Raw genomic sequence first — 23,366 nt, forward strand, 5'->3', positions numbered from 1 at the left:
TCTCGACTGCGGAAAACGCGTTTCCACGGAATTCGGGGAGGCCATTAGATATCAAGGAAGCGCACATCCTTGGCATTCTGCTGGATGAACGTGCGGCGGGCCTCGACATCCTCGCCCATCAGGGTCGAGAAAATCTCATCGGCGGCCGCGCCATCGTCCATGGTGACCTGGCGCAGGGTGCGGGTCTCGGGGGCCATCGTGGTCTCCCAGAGTTCCTTATAGTCCATCTCACCCAGACCCTTATAACGCTGGATTCCGTTGTCCTTGGGGATGCGCTTGCCCATCGCGAGGCCCTTCGCGAGCTTATCGTCGCGCTCCTCATCGGAATAGACATACTCGTGTGCCGAGTTGCTCCACTTGAGGCGGAACAGCGGCGGCATCGCGAGATAGACATAGCCGTGATCGATCAGCGGGCGCATATAGCGGAACAGCAGCGTGAGCAGCAGGGTGGTGATGTGCTGACCATCAACATCGGCATCGGCCATCAGCACGATCTTGTGATAGCGCGCCTTATCCGGGTTGAAGTCCTCGCCGATGCCGGCACCAAATGCCGTGATCATCGCCTGGACCTCGGTATTTGCCAGCGCCCGATCGAGGCGGGCCTTCTCCACGTTCAGGATCTTTCCGCGCAGCGGAAGGATGGCCTGGGTTTCGGGGTTACGCCCCTGCACGGCACTACCGCCGGCCGAGTCACCCTCCACGATGAAGATCTCGGAGACCGAGGGATCCTTGGACTGGCAGTCCTTGAGCTTTCCGGGCATACCGCCACCCTCAAGCAGACCCTTGCGGCGCGCGGTTTCGCGGGCCTTACGGGCTGCCATCCGGGCGGTGGCCGCCGAGATCGACTTCATGATGATTTCCTTGGCCACCGCGGGGTTGCGCTGGAACCAGTCGCCGAGCTGATCGCCGACAACCTTCTGCACAAATGCCTTGGCCTCGGTATTTCCCAGTTTGGTCTTGGTCTGGCCCTCGAACTGCGGCTCGCCGAGCTTAATCGACACCACCGCGGTCAGGCCCTCGCGGACGTCATCGCCCGAGAGGTTATCGTCCTTTTCCTTGAGGATGTTCTTCTCGCGCGCATAGCGATTCACCAGCGTGGTGAGCGCGGCGCGGAAGCCCTCCTCGTGGGTTCCACCCTCGTGGGTATTAATCGTATTGGCGTAGGTGTGCACGCTCTCGGTGTACTGCGTGGTCCACTGCATGGCCACCTCGAGGGCGATCTTACGATCGGTGTCCTCGGTCTCGAAGGAGATGATCTCCTCGTTGACCAGCTCGGTCTTTTTGGCCTTATTCAGGTATTCCACGTAGTCCACCAGACCACGCTCATAGTGGAAGACGTTGTGCTTCTTGGTGGGGGCCGGAGCCTCCTCGCCCTCGGCGAGCTCCACGCTGTCGTCAAATTCCTCGACGCGCTCATCGGTTAATTCGATGCGCAGACCCTTATTGAGGAAGGCCATCTGCTGGAAGCGCGTACGCAGGGTGTCGTAGTCAAAGTCCACGGTCTCGAAGATGTCCGCGTTTGGCCAGAAGGTGATGGTGGTGCCGGTCTCCTCGGTGGCCTCCCCCATCTCGAGCGGCGCATCGGCGACTCCGTCGTGGAACGTGGCCCGATAGACGTGTCCCTGACGGCGGACCTCAACATCGAGTCGCGTCGAGAGGGCGTTCACGACGGAACTACCCACACCGTGCAGACCACCGGAGACGGCGTATCCGCCACCGCCGAATTTTCCTCCGGCGTGCAGGATGGTCAAAACAACCTCCACGGTTGATTTTCCCTCTACCGGGTGGATGTCCACCGGGATACCACGGCCATTATCGGCAACGCGTACGGCGCCATCCTCGAGGATGCGCACGTCGATTGAATCGCAGTAGCCGGCCAGGGCCTCGTCTACCGAGTTATCGACGATCTCGTAAACCAGGTGGTGCAGACCGCGCGGTCCTGTGGATCCGATGTACATACCGGGCCGCTTGCGGACCGCCTCAAGACCCTCAAGAACCTGAATCTGACTCGCGCCGTAGTCGCCGGAATTAGCCGACATATTCGGTTCTGATGACATATGAAATTGGGCTCCAAACCGTCGTGAATTCGACCTTCCCAGTCTACCAAGGATTGCCGGATTTACGTGGCTATTTAGCCTTCTAAGCCGCTTTTTTTGCCCTATCGACCAGTTTTGTCTGATTACCCGTAGGTATCGCGCACACCACGGCCCTGAACCGACCTGGGGCCACGTTTGAAGGACGGGACGTTGGGTCCCACAAATCGAATCCCCTCGATGCCGGCCTCGGGATAGCGCAGCGCGATCTGCTTCATGATTTCCATCCGCATCAGGCGCAGCTGGGTGGCCCAAGCGGTGGACTCGCACTGCACGCTGAGCGTGCCGTTTTCAATCGCGATCGGGGTGGAATGACGGGCGGTTTCCTCACCCGCGAGTGCCGTCCAGTTTTCCATCAGCTCGGCCTGCGACAGATTGGAGTCCCATCCCAAGGAGATCGTCAGGGCCTCCATCACGTCTCCCAGGCCGCGGGGCTCGCGCCCCTTTCCATAGGGCACGCTCTCGCCCGGATCCCCGGGTTTTCCCGCACGTTTACGGGGTTTTGGGCGATTGCCGGTGAAAAGAAATTTAAAGCGCTCATATACGGCAACGGCCTCGGCGGCGCGTTCTTTTTTATCCCTAGGCGAAGGCATCGCCCACCGCCTCGGGATCCAGGACCGCACCGGCGCGGATATGTACCACGTGTGCCGTGAGCTCCTCGGGAATATCGTCCAGGACGGCCGCCGTGATCAAAACCTGCTCGTATCGAGAGATCGCCACGGCCAATCGCGCACGCCTGCGCTGGTCTAATTCCGCAAAAACATCGTCCAGGATCAATACTGGGTCGCCCAGGGGGGAATCGCGCCGCAAAATTTCGGCCGAGGCGAGCTTCAGCGCCAGCGCAAAAGACCAGGATTCCCCGTGGCTCGCATAGCCCTTCACGGGCAGCGCGTTGAGATCAAAACGCACATCATCACGATGCGGGCCGATCAGGGTGAGCCCACGATCAAGCTCCAGGCGCCGTTTTGCCCCCAAAGCCTCCCGAAATACCTCCGCGATACGCTCGCGCGAGGTATTTTCGGTGGGGACAGCACCGGAATCCACGGAGGATTCATCCTCGGCATCGTTTCCGGCTATCGAGAGTACGGGGATAATCGCCGGCCCGTGGTCGTCCCCGACCACGGCGGCATAGGCCTCCCGGATCGGCAGGCGAAGCTCGGCCACAAGACGCAGCCGCTCGCTAATAATCTCGGAGCCGAGCGCGATGAGCTTATCGTCCCAGATTTCCAGCGTGGTGAGCTGATTCTCGCGCAGACCCGAGCCCCTGGATGATTTGAGGAGCGTGTTTCTCTGCTTCAGGACCCGATCGTAATCGGCCAGCACTCCCGCCAAACGCGGTGTGCGCAGGATCAGCAGTTGATCAAGAAAGCGGCGACGGGCCGAGGGGTCGCCGCGGAGGATCCCCAGATCCTCGGGGGCAAAGAGCACGCTCGTAAAATATCGGGGCAAATCCCGCGGACGAATCTGGCCGCGGTTGACCTGGGCGCGGTTGGCTCCGCTGCGATTAATCTGCACCTCGGCCAGGAGGTCCCTGCCATCATGATGCAGTTTGGCGCGAATAACCGCGGAGTCTTGGCCGGCGCGAATAAGCGCCTGATCGCTGGATACCCGGTGCGAGCCAAGGGTGGAGAGATAGCCCAGGGCCTCCACCAGATTGGTTTTTCCCTGGCCGTTTTTTCCCACAAAAAGGTTGGCGCCCGGATGGACGGCAACATCCGCCGCCGCATAATTGCGAAAATCGGCGAGGTTTAGCTGGGTAACGATCACGGCTTCACACTATCCCGTGGTGCCGACGACGTGTGTCGCCGACACCACGGAGAGTCACTACTCGGAGGGCTTTACGGCGTGGCCACCAAACTGATTGCGCAGCGCGGCCACCGCCTTCATCGCGGGGGAATCATCCTGGCGCGAAACAAATCGCGCGAAGATCGAGGCGGAGATGGTGGGCACCGGTACGGCATTTTCGATGGCCTCTTCGATGGTCCAACGACCCTCGCCCGAGTCCTCGACATAGCCTTCGATGTCCTTGAGCTTCGGATCCTCGTCCAGGGCGCGAACCAGAAGTTCCAGGAGCCAGGAGCGCACAACGGTTCCGCGCTGCCAGGCCTTAAACGTGCCCGGAACATCCTTGATGATGTCCTTGCGCGTCTCGAGAAGCTCAAAACCCTCGGCATATGCCTGCATCAGCGCATATTCGATTCCGTTATGCACCATCTTGGCGTAGTGTCCCGCGCCGACCTCGCCCACGTGGACAAAGCCCTCTTCGCGCGGTCCCTCGGGACGAAGCGCATCAAAAACGGGCATGAGGCGCTCCACCTGCTCGGCGCTTCCGCCGACCATGAGGCCATATCCGTTTTCCACGCCCCAGACTCCACCCGAAACTCCGGCGTCGATATAGTCGATGCCCTTCGGGGACAGCTGCGCGGCGTGCGCAAAATCATCCGTGAAGCGGCTATTGCCGCCATCGATGACCAGATCGCCCTCTTCGAGGAGACCCTCGAGTTCGGTGATCACGGAATCCGTGATTTTTCCGGCCGGAACCATGACCCACACCGTGCGCGGTGCGGGCAGTGCGGCTACCAGCTCGGGGAGGGAAGCAACGTCGGTGAGTTCGGGGTTCCGGTCAAAACCGGTGACCTCGATTCCGTTGTTACGAAGACGGGTGCGCATGTTTGCACCCATTTTTCCGAGACCGACAAGACCAATATGCATTTTTATACCCTTTTCGCAGAACTACTTGATATCAACCGTACTCCGAAAATATTTAGCGAAGGAGCAGGTTGGGCTGCAGCAGGTAGCGATAGCTATCGGCGCCGGGCTGTTCCTTGGACGACTGAGCGGTCATCAGCATGGGGCCGGGCTTATTGGTATTTTCGGATTTTGTGAACGAAAAGCGCACAAATTCGCTGCGCACGGCGTTCAGACCATCGATCAGGAACGCGGGCTTCAGCGATAGCACGATGTCGTCGCCCGTGAGCAGCGCATCGATTTTTTCCGAGGCCTGAGCCTGCTCGGAACCCACGGCCTCCATGATGAGACCGTCGATCGAGAACGAGAAACGCAGCGCCGCCTCGCGCTCCAGCACGAGGGACACTCGGCGCACGGCCTCGATCAGCTCGCCGGTATTGATCACGGCGTAGTTTTCGGTGGTTTCGGGGAAGAGCCGGCGAACGGGAGGGAACGAACCCTTGATCAGCAGCGACGTAACGGTTTTATTATCCGCGGAGAAGGCGATGAGCTCGCGATCGTCCTTATTCGTGAATGCCACGGAAATATTTCCGGAATGACCAAAGGTCTTGCCCACCTCCTGCAGGGTGCGGGCGGGAACCAGTGCGGTCATCGGCTCTCCGCCGCCGACCTGCCCGGAATCCCATTCAATCTCGCGGACCGCAACGCGATAGCGGTCGGTGGCCACAAGCCCGAGGTGATTATCGGAAACCTCGAGCTGCACGCCGGTGATGACGGGGGTGACATCGTCACGCGAGGCGGCGACGGCCACCTGGGCCACGGCGGTGGCAAATTCTTCGGCCGGGACAAGTCCGGAACTGCCGGAAATCTCGGGGATGCTCGGGTATTCCTCCACGGGCATCGAGAGCAGGGTGAAGCTCGCGGAACCACAGGTGACCTGAATGCGGTTGTCATCGGTGGCAAATTGCACCGGTGCATTCGGCAGGCGGCTGGCGATATCGGCGAGAAGTCGCCCGGAGACCAGGATCGATCCAGATTCCTCGATATCGGCGACAATCTGCGTCTGAGCGGAAACCTCATAGTCAAAACTCGACAGGGTCAGGCCGGATTCGCTGGTCTCAATCAGCACACCGCTGAGAATCGGCAAAGTGGTCCGCTGCGGAAGCAGTTTGACTGCAAACGAGACGGCCTCGCTAAAGACATCGCGATTGACGCTAAATCGCACTTTTTATCCCCTGTCGTTTTCTAGCTCTGGATTCACCATGTTAGCCGGGAACGGAGCCCTATGGGTTGAGTGCATCGCCATAGGTGCTTCTTCCCAGCCCGAAAAATCATCGCCGCGGCGCAAAAGGTTATCGGGGGCCAAATTTAGTTAAAGATTCTTTAATCGTGTTAACCGTTGTGGAAACTGTGGATAACTTCGTCGAGCCCATATGAATAAAGGGAACTACAGGTCTGTGACTTGTTGGCGGTTTGTGTGATCGTTGTGGAAGCCTGAGGCGGAATCTCGCGGTCGTCGGGGCGGTATTCACAGGTCGAGGCAAAACTTCAACACCTTTCCACGGTAGTTTCCACAGGTTTCCACACAGTTATCCACAGTGTGTACTTGGGGATAGTTCCCTCTAATCTGTGGATAACCCCGCCATAATCGCCGCCTGAGGCATTTAAATTTCTTTAACGAGAGCCCTCGTGCTGGTGTGTTTTGGGCGCGTCCTGGGCAGTTTTAGCCATTTGGGCGCCTTTTTTGCCTCGCTCATAATCAATCTGGGAGCCTGTTTTTGGCAAAAAAATACCCCGAGGAGGCCCTGGGGGCCTCGCTCGGGGCGGGGAAAAACTGAATTAGCCGTTAAAACGGTGTCCCTGCTTGATTCTGCTGGTGAGCTCTGTCACCTGGTTATAGATGGATCGACGCTCCTGCATGAGGTCACCGATCTTCTTATTGGCATACATCACCGTGGTGTGGTCCCGACCCCCGAATAGCTGACCAATCTTGGGCAGCGAGAGGTTGGTCAGCTCGCGGCAGAGATACATCGCAATCTGGCGGGAGGTGGCGATGGCCTGCGAGCGGCTTGAACCGTAGAGGTCATCAACGCTCAGCTTAAAATACGAGGCGGTTGTATTGATGATGTCCACCGGCGAGATGACGTTGTCCTCATCGAGTGTGATCACATCTTTCAACACGGTCTGGACAAGCGTCATATCCACCGGGGTGCGGTTGAGGCTCGCAAAGGCGGTGACCCGAATCAGGGTTCCCTCGAGTTCTCGGATATTCGAGGACACCTTGGAGGCGATAAATTCGAGGACCTCATCGGGGATGAGGAGTTTTTCGCTCTGGGCCTTTTTTCGCAGGATGGCAATTCGGGTTTCGAGGTCCGGTGCCTGAACATCGGTGATGAGGCCCCACTCAAAGCGCGAACGCATCCGATCCTCAAAGCCGGTGAGGGCCTTGGGCGGAAGGTCACTGGTAATCACAACCTGCTTATTATGATCGTGCAGCGTATTGAAGGTGTGGAAGAAGGCCTCCTGGGTCTCCGCCTTACCCTGCAAAAACTGAATATCGTCGATCATCAGAATGTCGATATCGCGATATCGCGCCTGGAATGCGGATCCGCGGTTATTGGCGATCGAGTTAATAAAGTCGTTGGTGAATTCCTCGCTACTGACGTAGCGAACACGGATTCCGGGATACAGGCTCATCGCATAATGACCGATGGCGTGCATCAGGTGCGTTTTACCAAGTCCCGATTCGCCATAAACAAAGAGCGGGTTATAGGCCTTAGCCGGCGCCTCGGCCACGGCGACCGTGGCCGCATGGGCAAAACGGTTGGACTGACCGATCACAAAATTATCAAATGAGTATTTGGGATTAAGCCGCGTATCGTTCTGCCGCGCCGGGTGAATCGTCTCCGAAACCGGGCCCTGCGAGGGAACCGTGGCCGGTGCCTCGGCATAGGAGACAGGTTCGCCGCTCGCGGGCGCCGGCGGAGCAAGCTCGGGTGCGTCCTCGATCATGTCGGGGTTCACCACGACCGCGAAGGTGCGCGCGCCGTGATCGGCCTCGGTTGATCCCAGAGCCGAGAGCAGCGGGGCCTTCATGCGGGTGTTGAGCTGCCCGGCGGTGAACTCATTGGGCACCTCAAGATAGAAGGTTCCCGCCATCACTCCCTTGGGAATGACGAGATTCAGGAAGCCATGGAGGGGCGGTGTGATGCGCTCGTCCTGCGAAATTGCATCCAGCACCAACTGCCAAGATTTGACTGTTGCGTCGTTCTGATCGGACATTTCTCCCCAAAAGTTATTCACAGGTTTATCCACGGAAATCGTAACAACGGCGTATCTACCGGGTTGTGAGGGCCCGGATCTGGGGATAACTGATTATTCAAGTTAACCGGTAATGCTTCGAGAGGCCAAATCTAGCGGAAAGTCTGGCGGAACATCAGTCTCGACAAGCCTGTGGAAACTGTGGATAATTATGCCTTTATGTGCGCTCAGTTTGACCTGGGGCCTGATCCGCCGTAGTTTTAATTAGTTGACGTAGCCTTCGGGCACCCAGTTTTTCCCTGCCATCACTAATTGCGGCAGTGAATGTCCCAACCCAGAGTGAGTGATTATGAGCAAGAGAACTTTTCAGCCGAACAACCGTCGTCGCGCCAAGGTGCACGGCTTCCGCCTGCGCATGCGTACCCGTGCCGGCCGTTCGATCCTTTCGGCACGTCGCCGCAAGGGTCGTACCGAGCTGTCGGCCTAAATCGCCAATTAGCGACTAAGCGCACATCACCGTGCTAGCTCCCGAGCTCCGGATTACCACTGCCGCCGACTATAAGCGGCTGGTACGCCGGGGTCGACGGGTAGTTGGCGCGGTGACTGTTGCATATACACAGGTGAACCCGAATGGCGGAAGTCCGCGATTCGGGTTCATTATTGCCCGGAACGTCGGAAACGCCGTGACGCGCAATCGGGTGCGCCGCCGGCTCAAAGCCGCAAGCTTTGAGCTGCGCGACCGCTTCCCGGCGGGTTCCGAAGTGGTGTTTCGGGCATTTCCCACATCGGCAGATGCCGATTATCGGGCGCTACTAGCCGATCTTGAGAAGGTATCCGGTCGAGTCGGTCAGCAATGATCGCACTGGATTGGGCACTCACGGCCCCGCGAAACCTAGGCCTCGCGTTACTCAAGGCCTATCGCACTGTTATTTCGCCTCTTTATGGTGACGTATGTAGGTATTACCCCTCGTGTTCCGCCTATACGGTGCACTCGGTTCAACAGCACGGTTTGATAGTGGGCTCGTTTTTTGGGGCCCGCCGCATTCTGCGCTGTCACCCCTGGGCCGAGGGCGGCATCGATGATGCGCCAGCTAAGAAAAACTTTCGTTACACGGTCACGACGCACGGTTTTGTCGTACCCCCACGCCAGAGAAAGGGCTAACCCGCACCATGGACTTCCTAGGAACTATTCTGTGGCCACTGAAATGGGTGGTCGAGCTCCTTCTGGTGACCTGGCACACCGTTCTGACGGCCCTTGGCCTCGACGCTGCGGCCGGTCTGACGTGGGTACTCTCGATCGTGGGCCTCGTGCTTGTGGTGCGTACCCTGCTGATCCCTCTCTTTGTGAAGCAGATCAAGAACCAGCGTCGCATGATGACGGTGGCCCCGCAGCTGAAGAAGATTCAGGATAAGTACAAGGGTAAGCGCGATCAGCTCTCCCGCGAGGCCATGAGCCGCGAAACGATGGCGCTCTATAAGGACACGGGCACCAACCCCCTGGGTTCCTGCCTCCCCCTCCTGATCCAGATGCCGATCTTCTTCTCGCTGTTCTCGGTGCTGAATAACGCCCAGCACGGCACGGACGGCGTGGGCCTGCTCCGCGGCGATCTTGCGACACAGTTTGGTAGCGCCTCGCTCTTTGGTGTTGCCCCGCTGAAGAGCAGCTTCCAGGCCGCCATGAACGACCCGGCCGGCCCGCAGGTCACCGTGATGATCATCGCCGCGATCATGGTGGTCATCATGACCGCCTCGCAGTTCATCACCCAGCTGCAGATCGTGTCGAAGAACATCTCGGATGAGACCAAGGCCTCGCCGATGTTCAAGCAGCAGCGCATCCTGCTTTATATCCTCCCCTTCGTCTTCCTGTTCTCCGGTTTCGCCTTCCCCCTCGGTGTGATGTTCTACTGGCTGACCACCAATATCTGGACCATGGTTCAGCAGTTCCTGATCATCCGCAGCATGCCGATGCCCGGAACCGCGGCCGCCCGTGAGCGAGAGGAGCGCCTGGCCCGTAAGGGCAAGTCCGAGAAGACCGATGACGCCGGTGAGACCATCGTGATCGAGGAAAAGAAGCCCGCGCAGCGCCAGCAGCCGATGGGTAAAAACCGCGCGAAGAAGGCGGCCCAGCAGGGCCGTCCGACCGAGGACGGTTCGACTCCCAGCACTCCCCCCGTTGATCCGAGCGGAAAGAAATAGCGATGACCGATAGCCCCGCATCCACCCGTGAACTGCGCGATACCGAACCCACCCTGGCTCAGCTCGAGGAGGAGGGCGAGGTAGCGGCGGACTATATCGAGGAGTTCCTTGATATCGCCGACGTGGATGGCGATATCGATATCGATGTGCGCAATGGTCGTGCCTATATCGCAGTGAACGCCAGCGATGACTCCGATTCCAACCTGGATACCCTGGCCAAGTCGGAGACCGTGAACGCGCTGCAGGAGCTTACGCGCCTCGCTGTGCAGAGCAAGACCGGAGCCTTCTCCCGCCTGATCCTGGATATTGGTGGATCACGCGAGGCCCGCGAGGCGGAGCTTTCCGCTCTCGTGGATTCGGCGATCGTCCAGATCCAGGGCGGGGCAAGCACGGCGGCATTGCCTCCGATGTCGAGCTATGAGCGCAAGCTGGTTCACGATATTGTTGCCGATCGTGGTTATGTCTCGAATTCCTCGGGCGAGGGCCGCGAGCGACACACGGTGATCACCACGTCTTAATGTCCTAGCCAGCTTGGCGGACGACGTATTATTTTTGTGGCTCGGGTCGTGTTTCACGTGAAACACGACCCGAACCTATTTCAAAGGGACAGAAAATGAGTATCGAAAATCTTGAGGTAGAGCCCGCGGAATCCGAGGTTATTCTGGGCGATCGTCTCCCGCTTGCGCGCGAGTTCACGCGGAACCTCGCGACCCATGGCGAGGAACTCGGCCTGATTGGTCCCCTCGAGCTGCCGCGGCTGTGGTCGCGACACGTACTCAATTCCGCCCTGGTGGCACCCCTATTGCGCCCGGGCCTGGTGGGAGACATCGGTTCGGGTGCGGGCCTTCCCGGCCTCGTTCTGGGCATCGCTCGGCCGGATGTGGACTTTGTATTAATCGAGCCGATGGAGCGCCGCGTGGCGTGGCTTAAGGATCAGGTATCCGAGCTGGGGCTGAAAAATGTCACGGTGATTCGCGCCCGCGCGGAGGAGGTATCGCTGCCCGATCCCCTGGATCAGGTCACCGCGCGTGCCGTCAGCGCGTTCCGTAAGCTGCTTCCGTGGACCGCTCCCCTGCTCCGTAACGGCGGAGAACTGGTCTTGATGAAGGGCATTAACGCGGAGGCCGAGGTGGCTGCGGCCACCAAGGAGATCCGGCGCTTTAAGGTCTCGGATATTCGTGTGGACGTGCTGGGCGAGGGCATTACGCCCGAGGTCACCCGTGTAGTGCGCGGGTTTGTGCGCGCCTCCTAAGCCCGTCTGGGGCTCTGTGAGGCCGTGCCCCTCCCCCGCCTCGATGTGTTCGTCTGGTGGCGCCGTTGGAGTGTTTTTTGGCTGCGTAGGGGCGCGCGCCCCGTTTCGCGGGTAGCGATTCCCTGCCGCGACCGAAGCTTGTCTTTTGGGGTTAGGTACTGCGGACTGCGTACGTAAATCAAAATTGATCTGCTGTTTTCTTTTTGATGCTGTATTCGTAGACGGGTGTAGCCGGCGCGAGCGGCTCCTATTCGATGGCTCGTTTGGCTTTCCGCACGCCTTATGTTCGGCGGCTGCGCTGCTTTCTATCGTGCCCCGCGTTGGCATCGATTAGTGCCAGCCGGTGTCCGGCGAGTCGGAATCCCCACCACGAGACACAGATCAGAATATTGGGCCGACGATTGGAATGCCCTCCGACTGCCGAGTTTGATCAACTCGCGATGACCCTATGCTTCGGCGAGACTTCGAACGAGCGGCGCGTTGCCCTATTCCATGGATGAGTTTCAGATCGGCCCTATTCCATGGATAAGTTTCAGATCGGCCCTGTTTCGAGAGGGCGACGTGTGTGCCCGAGCGACGTAGAGACCGGTGTCCCATTTCCGAGCAGAGCGCGTGCGCCTGGGCGAGAGTCTTTTATGTCAAAAAGTGGTGTGTCCAGATCAATCCTAAGCAAAATAGCGAAGGCAAGCTCCCAGGTATTTGCGGGAGACGCCGTCAGAATCAATTTAGTTAAATTGCGTGCCTGAATAAGCTTCTGATCTGCATTTTTATGTTTCATTTTGGGGCGCGAGGGATACTGCGCTGCCTATTTGGGGACATTTGGGTCCGCGCCCGATTTTGTGCCGCCGTTTATCGGCCTGCACCACGCAACCGGAGATGGAGAGCCTCTGATCTTAAACAGTGGTTGGAGACGCCTCCCCCACCCGTGACGTTTTGGGAGATGCAGGGCTGGATAAAATCGTGTTGGGTGCGTTGTATATGAGGGTCGCGTTGTGGCATTTTGAGGCGCTGCTCCCCCGTCTTTTATCCACCTCAGTGCTCGCGGGCGGTGCCCGCCGATGGTGTTCCGGCGTGGATTTTGCGCCATGAATTTGACCACGTATGAGGAATGCGGAAACCCTCGCCGTCGTGTTTCACGTGAAACGATTCAAGATCAACGGGTCAAACGGGTGTAGTGATTTGAGTGCCGGACGCCAATTTTGCTGTGCTTAGAGAGCTCGATTCGGTTCCAGCTCCGGGAGACCGGGTGTGCCCGAGGACGAATTCCGTCGGTCTCATTACTGCGATTATTGGACAACATCTATTCGTAGATTGCCCGTAAAACGCGTGCCGGAGGGTCAGTCGGGTGCTCGATATCACCCACCTCACCGCATCCTGGGGTCGCGGTTTGCGCGAGGGAAAAGGCTGCGGAGGTGATGGAAGCGCAGTATGTTTCACGTGAAACTATGGTGGACTTCCACACCTGCGGTGTTATTTTCTTGACCCCCGTGGCTCGCCGACCTGTTTATTTGCGTGGGTTGCGGCAGTCCCTAGGCCATCGTTTGCAACCGGTTTATGGGTCGTCGAAACGGGATTCGTCGTTTGGTGTGGAGGTTGCTTTCGGGTCTCATCGGAGGAGCTTACGGGCAAATTTGCGCCGTCACGTATTCGTTCTACCCACACCGTATGACCGTATTTGAGTGGCATTTCGCGGGGCTCGGGCGCGCCCCCGCTCCCCCGTTGCGCCCGATGCGCAGAATTTTGGGCATGATGCGTGGGGATGGAGAGCGTACGAACAAGGCATAGGTGGCAGGGTCGGGCGTTCCGCAACGCGACTGCCGAGCACTCGAATAGATGGCTTATGCCCTGGAGCGCGCGCCGATGCATAAAGGTCGCCGGCCAGGATGGGGGCAATCACGCAGGTTTGCCTCCGGTCGCCAGGGGCAACCCTGAGCCGGAAGGGCACTATTCCGTCTTTTGCCCGGTGGTGAATAATCGGCGGTGTTCGGATGGCGGCATCGAATTTTGGCCGCGCCGAGGGTATAAAAGTTGGTCTCCACCCCACGAAAACGCCTTTGTTCTTGAAGCGATCCAGGCGTCCATTCGGTGGCGCGCCCAGTTTGGCTGGCGTGTTTGTGGAAGGCATACCGTGGTCGATCACGGGTCGAATGCGTCCGTCTCTCGCGCCGGAAACCTTGTGGCAGCGTTTAACGCTGCTTTCCGCGATAGCTCTACGTGGGTCGCATTCTAATCTTCGCGCCCTGCTTATAGGGGGCTGGCTAATTGCCGTTGGGGCGAGGCCATATCGTCGCTGGATGCGAAGGTTTGCCCGGCTGGGAAGTGAGCCCGTGGCTCCGAATCCTAGGTGCATTTATTGTTGCGCGTGCCAGGCCTTCGCTTTGGAAGGAGGGGCATTCCTGGGGTTTGTAGTACCCGCGAATACGCCACTGAGGGGATTTCCGTGGAAGGTGATAGACGTGCGGACCCAGCGATTTCTTGCGCCCATCCGGCGGCTTCGGCCTATATTGCTGTGTACGTAGCTCTGATTCGCGGGGCGATGATGGGTGACCTGACCCGCTAATGGGTGATGGCGCGAGCGCCGAGAAGGCGCCGCAGTCACGTTGATCTCGCGGTACCCGTTCCGCGCCGGCATCATGCAGGCAGAACTTGGGGCGTTGATTATGGCGCCACATAGGGGTGTCTTATCGTGGGAATTTCACTTATGCCCGGCGTTGATGGGCGCGTATGTGTCCCGGCGTCCGGGTCGTGGCGGGACCGGGGTGGCGCGGTCTTTTGAGGGAGAGGCGAGCCGCATGACGGCGATTACTGCTGTATCCCCCGCTATTCTTCGGGCCCGCCCCGACGAAGTGTTTCACGTGAAACGCTCGGCGGATATGTAAGTGGTGTTCCTGGCATCCCGGAAACCAGGCGACTGAGTAGCCGCGCAGCGCGGGGCCGCTCGGTGGAGTGTCGGGGCAAGTTTGCGTCCACTGTAGGCGGGCCTGGTGGTGGGTGGTGCCCAATGTGGTGTGGGGGCAGCGGGCCTGACGCAGGTGCGCCGAAAGCTATGCGCGTCTGCCGCCATCACGCGCGATCCGGACTGGATGAGGTGGACACATCAACGCACGCTTATTGGCGCCAGAAGCAAAGCCGCGGTTCGGGTACCGAAATTGGTGATTAAGGCCGGCGGAGCGTCGCCCGCGGAAAGGAAAGCATTGGGGCTTTAAACCCACCTATCCGAGGGCAACTCCCCTTATGTAGCCCCGGGGTGGGTGAGGGTACAGCGAGGCGGTGGGTGCGCGCGTATATACGAATTATCGCGGGAACCCGGACCAATCTGAGGTGGCGGCGAGGGACTATTGGGCGCGGACGTGACGAAGAGGATCAGGTGGAGGTCAAAGCATCACTACTCCGCCTGCCGGGAAAGGTGTCTTTTGCACGTGGGGTTTAGACGTACAGGGAACCACACGGCGGGTGGGTGGAGGCTTCTGCGTGGGGATTGGTTCACCGACAGGGACCGATCCCGGCGCGGTGGCGCGGGCCGCGATCCATGGATTCGCGGTGATAACCCATCTCGATGCGAAGACATCACGGTCACCTCCCGGAAGCCGACACATTCCGAAACCTGGGTATGCGGAAGGATGCGATGGGGTGGACGGGGCCATGCGCGGGAGGAACACCGGCGGAACCCCGATCTACCCGTTGGCCGTAGCGTGCGGATTAGGGCTGTTGATCGGAGGCAACCCATCCGGGTGCGAAAACGCCGATGAGCCAATACTCGCAAACGCAGGTTAATACGCGCGCGGCACCCTAGGGGATGGAACCTCGGGTGTGGGCGAGTGGCGGCCCCAGACGTGGGTGCACGAGGGTGTCGGCAAGAGCGTCAGTCGTGGTGTGGAAGCCCCGGTGTGCGGCGTGGGTGAGTGAAACCTCAGGTGTGGGTGGCACCCCGAGCGTGATGGCACCCCGAGCGTGATGGAACCCCGGGTGTGGGCGGAACCACAGGCTGATGCGAGTGATGGAACCTGCGGGGCGAACGGATCCGGGTCCGTTGGGGACGGGGTGGGTCCACCGCTGGGGATATGTGATGGCGGGAGTGTTGGGGACGGGAGACTATGCGGGACATCATGCGATGCGGCATATCTTCGTGTGTCGGGATTGCGGCGTATATTCACCGCCGGTCCGATCAGGCCGGCGTGAATTCCGGTTGACCCCACGACCACTTGGAGGCGCGCCCGCGCGGGCGCGGGCCGTTGTGTATTCGGTGTGGTGTGCGCCGTCTACCGGGCGCAGGCCCGAGGCCATATCTTCCCGCCCCCGAAGGTGACGCGGTGAGCGTGCCCGCGCAAATATTGGCACGCGAGAATTCCCGTTGGGGTACGGCAGGTGAGGGCCGGATTCCGCGGCGCCGTGGTGAGGTCCGGCGGGCACTCCCCCGCCCGCAACCCCGGAAAACGGCGGAATCAGCGGCGCACGGATGCGGCGAAGTGTGCCCGATTGTCGGCCCAGTCAGGTACGGTTAAGGGGTACACAGAACGGAGTGCGTTTCACGTGAAACAACCTGAATCTAACCGCGAGAAGTCCAGCGGTAGCGCGTCCAACGACGCGGGCACGCCACTCGCGCGAGAAATCGCCGACCTGAGTAAGCGGCGGCGGATCATCACCAATTTCCCGGTGCCGCTTCCCTCCTCAACACGGGTCTTTGCCGTGTCGAACCAAAAGGGTGGGGTGGGCAAGACCACCACCACCGTGAACGTCGCCGCCGCCCTCGCCAAGAATGGTGCGCGGGTACTGGTGATCGATCTTGATCCGCAGGGCAATGCCTCCACCGCACTCGGGGTTGAGCATAACTCGGAGACCCCAAGCATCTACGATGTCCTCATCGACGGATTCACCGTGAGGGACGTCATCCAGCCGAGCCCGGAATTTGACACCCTGTTTTGCGCGCCGTCCACGATTCACCTCGCGGGCGCGGAAATCGAGCTGGTTTCGCAGGAACGCCGGGAACACCTCCTCCGCGAGGCCGTGCAGGTGCTCCTCGACGACGAGGGCGAAAAATTCGATTATGTATTCATCGACTGCCCGCCATCGCTGGGCCTCTTGACCATCAACGCCTTTGTGGCGGCACGGGAAGTCCTCATCCCGATTCAGTGTGAGTACTACGCACTGGAGGGCCTGAGCCAGCTCCTGAACAGCATCCAGATGATCGAGAGCCACCTCAACCCCGGGCTGCGCCTGTCCACCATCCTGCTCACTATGTTTGACGGCCGCACCAACCTCTCCAATCAGGTTGCGGAGGACGTGCGTGCACACTTCCCCGATCAGGTACTCCACACGGTCATCCCCCGCACCGTGCGCATCTCCGAGGCACCCAGCTTCGGGCAGAGCGTGATCTCCTATGACCCCGGTTCCCTCGGAGCTGTGTCCTATCTGGAGGCCGCCGCCGAGATCGCCGTATGGGGACGCAAGAGTGAACAGCGGGCACAATCGGCGGGAATGGGAGACACAAAATAATGGCGACAAAGCGAACGGGTCTGGGCCGCGGAATCGGCGCACTGATCCCCACCACCGACTCCCCCGGCGCCCCGCGCCCCGTGGACGTCTTTTTCCCCAATACGGCGCAGGCGCGCGAGAACGACCAGGACGGCCTCGTCGCCGTCCCGGGTGCCCGCCTCGTCGATATTAACCCCGCGGATATCATCCCCAACGCCGTGCAGCCGCGCACCTATTTTGAGCCCGAGGCGCTGGCGGAACTGGTGATCAGTATCCGCGAGGTGGGAGTCCTCCAGCCCATCGTGGTTCGCTCTCACCCCACCAAGCGCGGCAAATACGAACTGATCATGGGTGAGCGCCGGCTGCGCGCCACCAAGGAGGTGGGTCTCGACCGCATCCCCGCCGTGGTGAAGGAAACCGCCGATGAGGACATGCTGCGCGATGCGCTGCTGGAAAACCTGCACCGCTCGCAGCTTAACCCCCTGGAGGAGGCCTCCGCGTATCAGCAGCTGCTGAGCGATTTTGGCATCACCCAGGAGCAGCTGGCCAGCCGCATCGGGCGCTCCCGACCCCAGATCAGCAATACCATGCGCCTGCTGAAGCTTCCCGCCTCCGTGCAAAAAAAGGTGGCGGCCGGCGTGATCAGCGCCGGTCATGCCCGGGCCATCCTCTCCGTCAACGACGTTGAGCGCATGCAGAACCTCGCCGATAAAATCATCAACGAGGAACTCTCCGTGCGCGCCGCGGAGGCCGCGGCCGCCAAGTCCACCCCCGTGCGAAAGGCCACTCCCGCGCCGGGAAACCGGCGCGGACACCTCGACGAGGTCGCCGAGAAACTGGGTGACCGACTTAATACCAAGGTGAAGGTCACGCTGGGGGCACGCAAGGGCTCCGTTACGATCGATTTTGCCACCATCGGCGACCTTAACCGCATCCTCGCGGAGCTGGGCCAGCCGGGCTACCAGGGCTAGCCCCCGGCCCCCGGGGCACGCCAGCCGCGGCCGCGGAATACGCGCCACCGCGCATCGACAAATTATCGTGTTTATCGGGCATTTTTGTATATAAAGGTGGGTATCCCCCGCGAGTACACAACATAAAAGGCGCGCATCCCAAGGGATGCGCGCCTTATATGTTCAGCGGGAGTGTGTGGCCTAGGCCAGGAAATCGGCCAGGTCGGCCTCGAGGGCCGCCTTGGGCTTGGCACCGATGATGCTCTTGGCCACCTCGCCGGCGCTGAAGACCTTAAGCGCCGGGATAGAGGTGATCATGTACTTCGCGGCCAGCTGCGGGTTCTCGTCCACGTTAACCTTCACGATGTCGAGCTTCTCGGAGTGCTCGGCGGCGATCTGATCCAGGATGGGCGAAACCATGCGGCAGGGACCGCACCACTCGGCCCAGAAATCGACCAGGACGGGCTTGGCGGAGTCGAGGACCTCGCTCTGGAACGTGGCCTCCGATACGGAACGTGCGCTCATAATGTTCTCCTTAGATTGGGTGTTGAGATAGGTATGGTTCTGAGAGGCGCCTGAAGCGCCCCTACAGGCTTGCCAGATAGTGTTCGGCATCCAGGGCCGCCACGGTGCCCGAAGCGGCCGCAGTGGCCGCCTGACGGTACGTGGGGTCGATGACATCGCCCGCGGCGAAGACACCGGTGTTGCTGGTGCGCGAGGAACGACCATCCACCGCGATCGTGCCCTCGGCCGTCAGGTCCAGCTGGCCGTGGATGAGGTGGGTGCGGGGATCGTTACCGATAGACACAAACATGCCGTCCAGGGGCAGCTCGCGCGTGGAACCATCAACGGTATCGGTCAGGGTCACGCCATCGAGTGCGTTCTCGCCGCTGATGCCGGTGACCTCGGAGTTCCAGATGAACTCGATCTTCTCGTTCGCAAACGCGCGGTCCTGCATGATCTTCGACGCCCGCAGGGTATCCCGGCGGTGGATCACATAAACCTTATCGGCGAACTTGGTGAGGAACGTGGCCTCCTCCATCGCGGAGTCTCCCCCGCCCACCACGGCAATGGTCTTCTGCTTAAAGAAAAAACCATCGCAGGTGGCGCACCAGGAGATGCCGCGCCCGGACAGGCGCTCCTCATCGGCCAGGCCGATCTTGCGATAGGCGCTACCCGTGGCAAAAATCACCGCGGAAGCCTCAAAATCGCCCGAATAGCCGGTCTTGACCTTCTTGACCGGGCCGGAGAAATCCACCTCGGTGACATCGTCCAGGAGCACCTCGGTGCCAAAACGCTCGGCCTGCTCCTGCATCTTATTCATGAGCTCGGGGCCCTGGATTCCCTCGGGGAAACCGGGGAAATTCTCGACCTCGGTGGTATTCATGAGTTCACCGCCGGCCTGAACGCTCGAGGCAATCAGCAGCGGCGCGAGGTTTGCACGCGCGGCATAGATGGCGGCGGTATAGCCGGCCGGGCCGGATCCGATGATGATGACGTTACGCAATTAGGCTCCCTTTAGAGTGTCCCGTTGAGGGGTAGAACACATTCTATGCGCGCCGCATTCCCGAGGATCGGGATCAGCGACGCACGATGCGACGGATGATCTTTCGGGCGGGCCCGAAGACGGTGGAAAGCTCCCGGGCCCGCAAAACCCAGAGGAAAAGAAAATAGGTGAGGGCGGTCGCGGCACCGGCCACACACATCGTGATGATGGCGGCGAGCGTGGAGCCCATGCCCCAGCCCGCGATATTCAACCCGCCCATCAGGACCACGCTGACCATACCCACGATAAACGCCGGGATCGCGGAGAACGAGAAGATCGACATGCTGTTCAGGATCTGCTGTACATCGAGCCCGTGCAGGCGGCGACGCAGCAGGAAAAACGCCAGGAAGGCCTGGGCCGTGCCGGCGATGGACTGCGAGAGCGCCACACCAAAGGTGGTGATATTTTCCGGGAGCAGCAGCGATGCCGTGGCCAGGAGGCTGAACAGCACCACCTGGAACAGGGTGAAGAAGAACGGTGTGCGGGTATCCCCCAGCGCATAAAACGTGCGCTGCAGCACAAACAGGAAACAGAACGGCACAAGACCCACCGCATAGCCGATGATGACCCAGCCCAGCGCCCCCGGCGACGGGGTGAAGACCCGGGCAAAGGGGAACGCCACGGCCAGCAGCACGGCCGCGGAGAGCACGATGAGCATACTGACATTGCGCAGGGCCGCCGATACGTCCTGCTTCAACGACTCCAGGTTTTTGGTGGCGGCATGCTCGGCCATCCGCGTGAAATACGCGGTGGTCAGCGAGACCGCCAAGACCGAGTGCGGAAGCATAAAAATAAGCCAGGCATTCTGCATCACCGCGACCGAGGCATTACCGTCACCCGAGACCGAGTTAGCCACCTGCGATTGGACGATACCGGCCACAAACGTGAGCATGATCATGCCGAAGGTCCAGCCGGCGAGCTGGCCCGTCTCGGCCAGACCCACGCCGCGCCAATCAAAATCGAGGCGGAACTTCAGGCCCAGGCGGCCCCAATAGCGGAACAGCACCAGCGCCTGAGCGGCCACACCCAGCGTGGCCGTGCCCGCGAGCACCGCGATCATCAGGGGATCAAAATCGGCCGCCGTGCGCAGGCCATCGGGATCGGCCCCGAAGGCGCCGATGAAAATAAACAGACCCGCGATGGCCACCACGTTATTAAGCGCGGGAGACCACGTGAACGGGCCAAAAAGCTTATGGGCGTTCAGGATCTCGCCCACAACCGAATACAGGCCATAAAAGAACAGCTGGGGAATACACCACAGCGCAAAGGCCACCGTGAGGGCCTGCTTTTGTTCCGGGAAATTTGCGTAGATCCGCACCAGAAGCGGCGCGCAGGCCAGGGCCACCAGGGTGGCGGCCGTGAGCACGCTCAGCGTGATCGTGATGAGCTTATTGATATACGCCTGGCCACGATCCAGCTGCATCGCGGCCTTCACGATCTGCGGCACCAGAATCGCGCTGAGCACACCGCCCGCGATGATCGTGAAGATGGTATTTGGCAGCTGATTGGCGGTACCAAAGGCATCGCCGATGCTGGTCAGACCGATCGTCTGTGCCAGCAGGATGGCCTTCACAAATCCGAGGATGCGCGACACCATCGTGCCCGAGGCGAGGAACGCGCTCGCGCGCCCAATCCCCGGAATAGAAACCGCTTTAGCCATTGAGGGAAGTACTTTCTGCCGGGTCGGCGGGGAGCGTCTCGGGCGAGCGGCGGGCACGCCGGCGCTTCAGGATGGTTCGGGTCAGGCCGCCACCGAGGAGGAGAACAACCAGACCGATCAGGACGGAGGCACCGATAATCTCCCAATCGGCGCGCACATTTACCGGCACCGAGGTATCGGCACCCAGATTTACCCCGGTCGGGCCGTAGAGACCCAGGGCCAGGACGCTCTGGCCGTTGCCGATGCGGGCACGCACGGGAACCGAATACTTCACGGTAGTGGAGGCGGGAATGAGCTTGGTGAGCTCGTTATCCAGGGACAGCCGCAGGTTATCGCTCTCGATCCGCAGCGTCACGCGGGCCGGATAAGGCAGGTTATTGCGCACTGAAAATCCGAGCGTGGACTGCCAGCTGACCATATTAAACTGCTCGGTCGTGGCGAGGGTGATCGAGGATAGCGTGGTGCGGGTGGCCTCGTTATGAATCGTCACGGCCTCCTGCCAGCGCTCGGGAGAACCGGCCCAGGACACCGAAAATAGCGAGCCGAGCTGGGCCTGCTCCTTGCCCACCAGCATTTCGGGCTGCTCCAGGACATCGGCAAAACGGGTGATCGATTCCAGATCCGTGGTGAGCTGCTTTCCGAGCGTGACCCGATCCGCGGGAGCCACCGAGGGAATCAGCGAGCCCGAGGAGGACTCCTGATCGAGCACGGCAGCGAGCGATATAACCGTGGACTCGGGCAGCTCGTTTAGCGTGGCGAGGGCCGTATCCAGGCCCGCTACCCGATCCACCCAGCCGCGATCCAGAGCCACCAGATGGCGGTGCGACTCGGCGCCGGACTCCCGCGCCATCGCCGCAAAGATTCGGCGCAGATCCGCGGAGGCCCGGGCGCTGCGCTCCGGGGACTGCCCGGAGGCCACCTCGGTGAGCAACCGGGTCAGGGCGGTGTCGTTTACCAGGACCGAGCGGTCGCCGAGGGTGCGCAGGGAGCCCGGGGTGGTGAGCTCGCTGCTCGCGACCTGGCCGGTTTCCAGAATGGTCGTGGAGACCCCGGAGGCCGCAAAAACACCCAGATCGGCGGCGGAAGTGGTATTTGCCGTGGGCCATAGCAGGCCCGAAATCGACGCGGGCCAGGCCGTTAACTCCCCGAGGGTGGGCAGGCGAGGCTCCTCGGCGGTGGTGGGCTCGGGGGAGGGCTCGGACTGCGCGGTCGGTGCGGTCTCGGCGAAATTTTCGGCGGCGACGCCGTAGAGCAGCGAGGCGGGGGCATTTAGCACGGGGAGGCCGGACTGGGCCTGCAGGCTGCCATCGGCATCCCCGTATTGCAGCAGGAAACTCTCATTGGGGGAATCCTGGAGGCGCTGCAGCCATGCGCGCGCGGATTCCGGGGCGGCGCTGCCAAGAACCCGGATGGAGGCGAGGATCATCGGATCGATCGCGAGGGTCACGGCCCGGCCGGTGGACTCATCCAGCTGGCGGGTGAGCACACCCCCCGGCGCCGTCCACTGCGCGAGTGATTCCGAGGGGATGAGCCCATCGCCGCTCGTGGGTACCGTGATCGGCACCACCAGGGCCACCCCCACCGGGGCCGGAATATCGCCGGTATCAAAAAGAATCGAGGAACGATCCTCGGCGGTGACATCGCCCCCGCGATAATAGGCGCGCACCGGATAATTACCGTACTGGCTATAGAGCCCCAGCTGATCGGCCGTGAGCGTGACCGGGGGCACACCATAGGATGCCCCCGGGGCCAGCTCGGGCACGGAAACCGAATCGAGTGCGCCGGGCAGGCGCAGGTCGCTCGCGCCGCTCAGCCAGCCGTCGAGGATCTTGCGCGTGGACAGGGGGCGATCGCTTGAGCTGAGTGTGGCGCGGCCCGCCGGCAGGGTCTCGGCGGTGGTATTGGTGATGGTGGAGGTAAACGTGATTTCCCCGCCGGGGGCCAAAACATCCAGCGAACCGCTGAGCGTGATGGTGGGCTTTACCTCAACCGTGGCGGGCTCCAGACGCACCACAGGAGTGCCGACACCGGTCTGACTGGTTAGTGCGGCGGCGGGTCCGGCCGCGGGCACCAGCAACAGCCCCACCACGGCGCTAGCGGCGGCGATCAGGGTCCGCAGCGGCGGAAGGATCCGTGTTTTCGTCATAGGTAGTGTGTGGTGTGCATGAGGGCACACAGCATAACTCCCGATTCTAGGCGTTAAGCCTGGGTGTGTGCGGTGCGCCGCTCCGCGGCGGCGGAGCCGGGT

Annotated in this window: 18 protein-coding genes; 8 read left to right on the forward strand and 10 right to left on the reverse strand. The window is 60.9% G+C overall.

What is annotated here, in order from left to right:
• Positions 1–44 precede the first annotated feature (44 nt).
• From gyrB to dnaA, 6 genes are all read right to left on the reverse strand, one after another.
• A complete protein-coding gene (gyrB, locus tag KXZ72_RS09660) occupies positions 45–2,057 on the reverse strand; it encodes a DNA topoisomerase (ATP-hydrolyzing) subunit B (protein ID WP_226080622.1) in 2,013 nt (670 codons plus the stop codon).
• Positions 2,058–2,179: 122 nt separating this feature from the next.
• The gene (locus tag KXZ72_RS09665; protein ID WP_226080624.1) at positions 2,180–2,551 is read right to left on the reverse strand and encodes a DUF721 domain-containing protein; all 372 of its coding nucleotides are present in this window, start codon (positions 2,549–2,551) and stop codon (positions 2,180–2,182) included.
• Between the two features lie 121 nt (positions 2,552–2,672).
• Positions 2,673–3,860 (reverse strand): DNA replication/repair protein RecF, encoded by a 1,188-nt coding sequence (recF, locus tag KXZ72_RS09670; protein WP_226080626.1) that lies wholly within the window; start codon positions 3,858–3,860, stop codon positions 2,673–2,675.
• A gap of 57 nt (positions 3,861–3,917) precedes the next feature.
• Entirely contained in the window at positions 3,918–4,805 is an 888-nt protein-coding gene (gene gnd, locus KXZ72_RS09675; protein ID WP_226080628.1) for a phosphogluconate dehydrogenase (NAD(+)-dependent, decarboxylating), read from the reverse strand.
• A 52-nt stretch (positions 4,806–4,857) separates the two neighbouring features.
• On the reverse strand, positions 4,858–6,006 hold the full coding sequence (gene dnaN, locus KXZ72_RS09680; RefSeq protein WP_226080629.1) for a DNA polymerase III subunit beta: 1,149 nt from the start codon (positions 6,004–6,006) through the stop codon (positions 4,858–4,860).
• A gap of 614 nt (positions 6,007–6,620) precedes the next feature.
• The gene (gene dnaA / locus KXZ72_RS09685; protein WP_226080630.1) at positions 6,621–8,063 is read right to left on the reverse strand and encodes a chromosomal replication initiator protein DnaA; all 1,443 of its coding nucleotides are present in this window, start codon (positions 8,061–8,063) and stop codon (positions 6,621–6,623) included.
• A gap of 328 nt (positions 8,064–8,391) precedes the next feature.
• On the opposite strand from dnaA, the gene rpmH reads away from it, so the two are divergent.
• From rpmH to KXZ72_RS09725, 8 genes are all read left to right on the forward strand, one after another.
• Positions 8,392–8,529 (forward strand): 50S ribosomal protein L34, encoded by a 138-nt coding sequence (gene rpmH, locus KXZ72_RS09690; RefSeq protein WP_055810406.1) that lies wholly within the window; start codon positions 8,392–8,394, stop codon positions 8,527–8,529.
• Positions 8,530–8,560: 31 nt separating this feature from the next.
• Complete coding sequence (rnpA, locus tag KXZ72_RS09695; RefSeq protein WP_226080631.1) at positions 8,561–8,899, forward strand: ribonuclease P protein component; 339 nt, start codon at positions 8,561–8,563, stop codon at positions 8,897–8,899.
• The gene (yidD, locus tag KXZ72_RS09700) at positions 8,896–9,204 is read left to right on the forward strand and encodes a membrane protein insertion efficiency factor YidD (RefSeq protein WP_226080632.1); all 309 of its coding nucleotides are present in this window, start codon (positions 8,896–8,898) and stop codon (positions 9,202–9,204) included. Before rnpA ends, yidD begins: the two co-directional genes overlap by 4 nt.
• 8 nt (positions 9,205–9,212) lie before the next feature.
• The gene (gene yidC / locus KXZ72_RS09705) at positions 9,213–10,238 is read left to right on the forward strand and encodes a membrane protein insertase YidC (protein WP_226080633.1); all 1,026 of its coding nucleotides are present in this window, start codon (positions 9,213–9,215) and stop codon (positions 10,236–10,238) included.
• Between the two features lie 2 nt (positions 10,239–10,240).
• A complete protein-coding gene (locus KXZ72_RS09710; protein ID WP_226080635.1) occupies positions 10,241–10,756 on the forward strand; it encodes a Jag family protein in 516 nt (171 codons plus the stop codon).
• A 95-nt stretch (positions 10,757–10,851) separates the two neighbouring features.
• On the forward strand, positions 10,852–11,490 hold the full coding sequence (gene rsmG / locus KXZ72_RS09715; RefSeq protein ID WP_226080636.1) for a 16S rRNA (guanine(527)-N(7))-methyltransferase RsmG: 639 nt from the start codon (positions 10,852–10,854) through the stop codon (positions 11,488–11,490).
• A gap of 4,530 nt (positions 11,491–16,020) precedes the next feature.
• Positions 16,021–16,983 carry a ParA family protein gene (locus KXZ72_RS09720; RefSeq protein ID WP_318999867.1) on the forward strand — a complete coding sequence of 321 codons (963 nt, stop codon included), beginning with the start codon at positions 16,021–16,023 and terminating at the stop codon, positions 16,981–16,983.
• Positions 16,983–17,933: a ParB/RepB/Spo0J family partition protein gene (locus KXZ72_RS09725; RefSeq protein WP_226080639.1), complete on the forward strand. Its 951-nt coding sequence runs from the start codon at positions 16,983–16,985 to the stop codon at positions 17,931–17,933. The genes KXZ72_RS09720 and KXZ72_RS09725 overlap by 1 nt, the downstream gene beginning before the upstream one ends.
• Positions 17,934–18,113: 180 nt before the next feature.
• Here KXZ72_RS09725 and trxA read toward each other — a convergent pair whose 3' ends face one another.
• The 4 genes from trxA to KXZ72_RS09745 form a co-directional block, all read right to left on the reverse strand.
• Positions 18,114–18,437, reverse strand: coding sequence for a thioredoxin (gene trxA / locus KXZ72_RS09730; RefSeq protein WP_226080640.1), 324 nt, complete (start codon positions 18,435–18,437; stop codon positions 18,114–18,116).
• A 61-nt stretch (positions 18,438–18,498) separates the two neighbouring features.
• Complete coding sequence (gene trxB, locus KXZ72_RS09735) at positions 18,499–19,419, reverse strand: thioredoxin-disulfide reductase (protein ID WP_226080642.1); 921 nt, start codon at positions 19,417–19,419, stop codon at positions 18,499–18,501.
• Between the two features lie 73 nt (positions 19,420–19,492).
• Entirely contained in the window at positions 19,493–21,118 is a 1,626-nt protein-coding gene (gene murJ / locus KXZ72_RS09740) for a murein biosynthesis integral membrane protein MurJ (protein ID WP_226080644.1), read from the reverse strand.
• On the reverse strand, positions 21,111–23,264 hold the full coding sequence (locus KXZ72_RS09745; RefSeq protein WP_226080646.1) for a DUF6049 family protein: 2,154 nt from the start codon (positions 23,262–23,264) through the stop codon (positions 21,111–21,113). Before KXZ72_RS09745 ends, murJ begins: the two co-directional genes overlap by 8 nt.
• Between the last annotated feature and the right edge of the window lie 102 nt (positions 23,265–23,366).

The sequence above is a fragment of the Mycetocola spongiae genome, from assembly GCF_020424085.1.
Lineage (GTDB): Bacteria > Actinomycetota > Actinomycetes > Actinomycetales > Microbacteriaceae > Mycetocola > Mycetocola spongiae.

Bases quoted from the DNA above. Each gene is read 5' to 3' on its own strand.
- gyrB (WP_226080622.1), bottom strand. From the start codon at position 2,057: ATGTCATCAGAACCGAATATGTCGGCTAATTCCGGCGACTACGGCGCG.
- gnd (WP_226080628.1), bottom strand. From the start codon at position 4,805: ATGCATATTGGTCTTGTCGGTCTCGGAAAAATGGGTGCAAACATGCGC.
- dnaA (WP_226080630.1), bottom strand. From the start codon at position 8,063: ATGTCCGATCAGAACGACGCAACAGTCAAATCTTGGCAGTTGGTGCTG.
- rpmH (WP_055810406.1), top strand. From the start codon at position 8,392: ATGAGCAAGAGAACTTTTCAGCCGAACAACCGTCGTCGCGCCAAGGTG.
- yidD (WP_226080632.1), top strand. From the start codon at position 8,896: ATGATCGCACTGGATTGGGCACTCACGGCCCCGCGAAACCTAGGCCTC.
- yidC (WP_226080633.1), top strand. From the start codon at position 9,213: ATGGACTTCCTAGGAACTATTCTGTGGCCACTGAAATGGGTGGTCGAG.
- KXZ72_RS09710 (WP_226080635.1), top strand. From the start codon at position 10,241: ATGACCGATAGCCCCGCATCCACCCGTGAACTGCGCGATACCGAACCC.
- rsmG (WP_226080636.1), top strand. From the start codon at position 10,852: ATGAGTATCGAAAATCTTGAGGTAGAGCCCGCGGAATCCGAGGTTATT.
- KXZ72_RS09725 (WP_226080639.1), top strand. From the start codon at position 16,983: ATGGCGACAAAGCGAACGGGTCTGGGCCGCGGAATCGGCGCACTGATC.
- trxA (WP_226080640.1), bottom strand. From the start codon at position 18,437: ATGAGCGCACGTTCCGTATCGGAGGCCACGTTCCAGAGCGAGGTCCTC.
- murJ (WP_226080644.1), bottom strand. From the start codon at position 21,118: ATGGCTAAAGCGGTTTCTATTCCGGGGATTGGGCGCGCGAGCGCGTTC.
- KXZ72_RS09745 (WP_226080646.1), bottom strand. From the start codon at position 23,264: ATGACGAAAACACGGATCCTTCCGCCGCTGCGGACCCTGATCGCCGCC.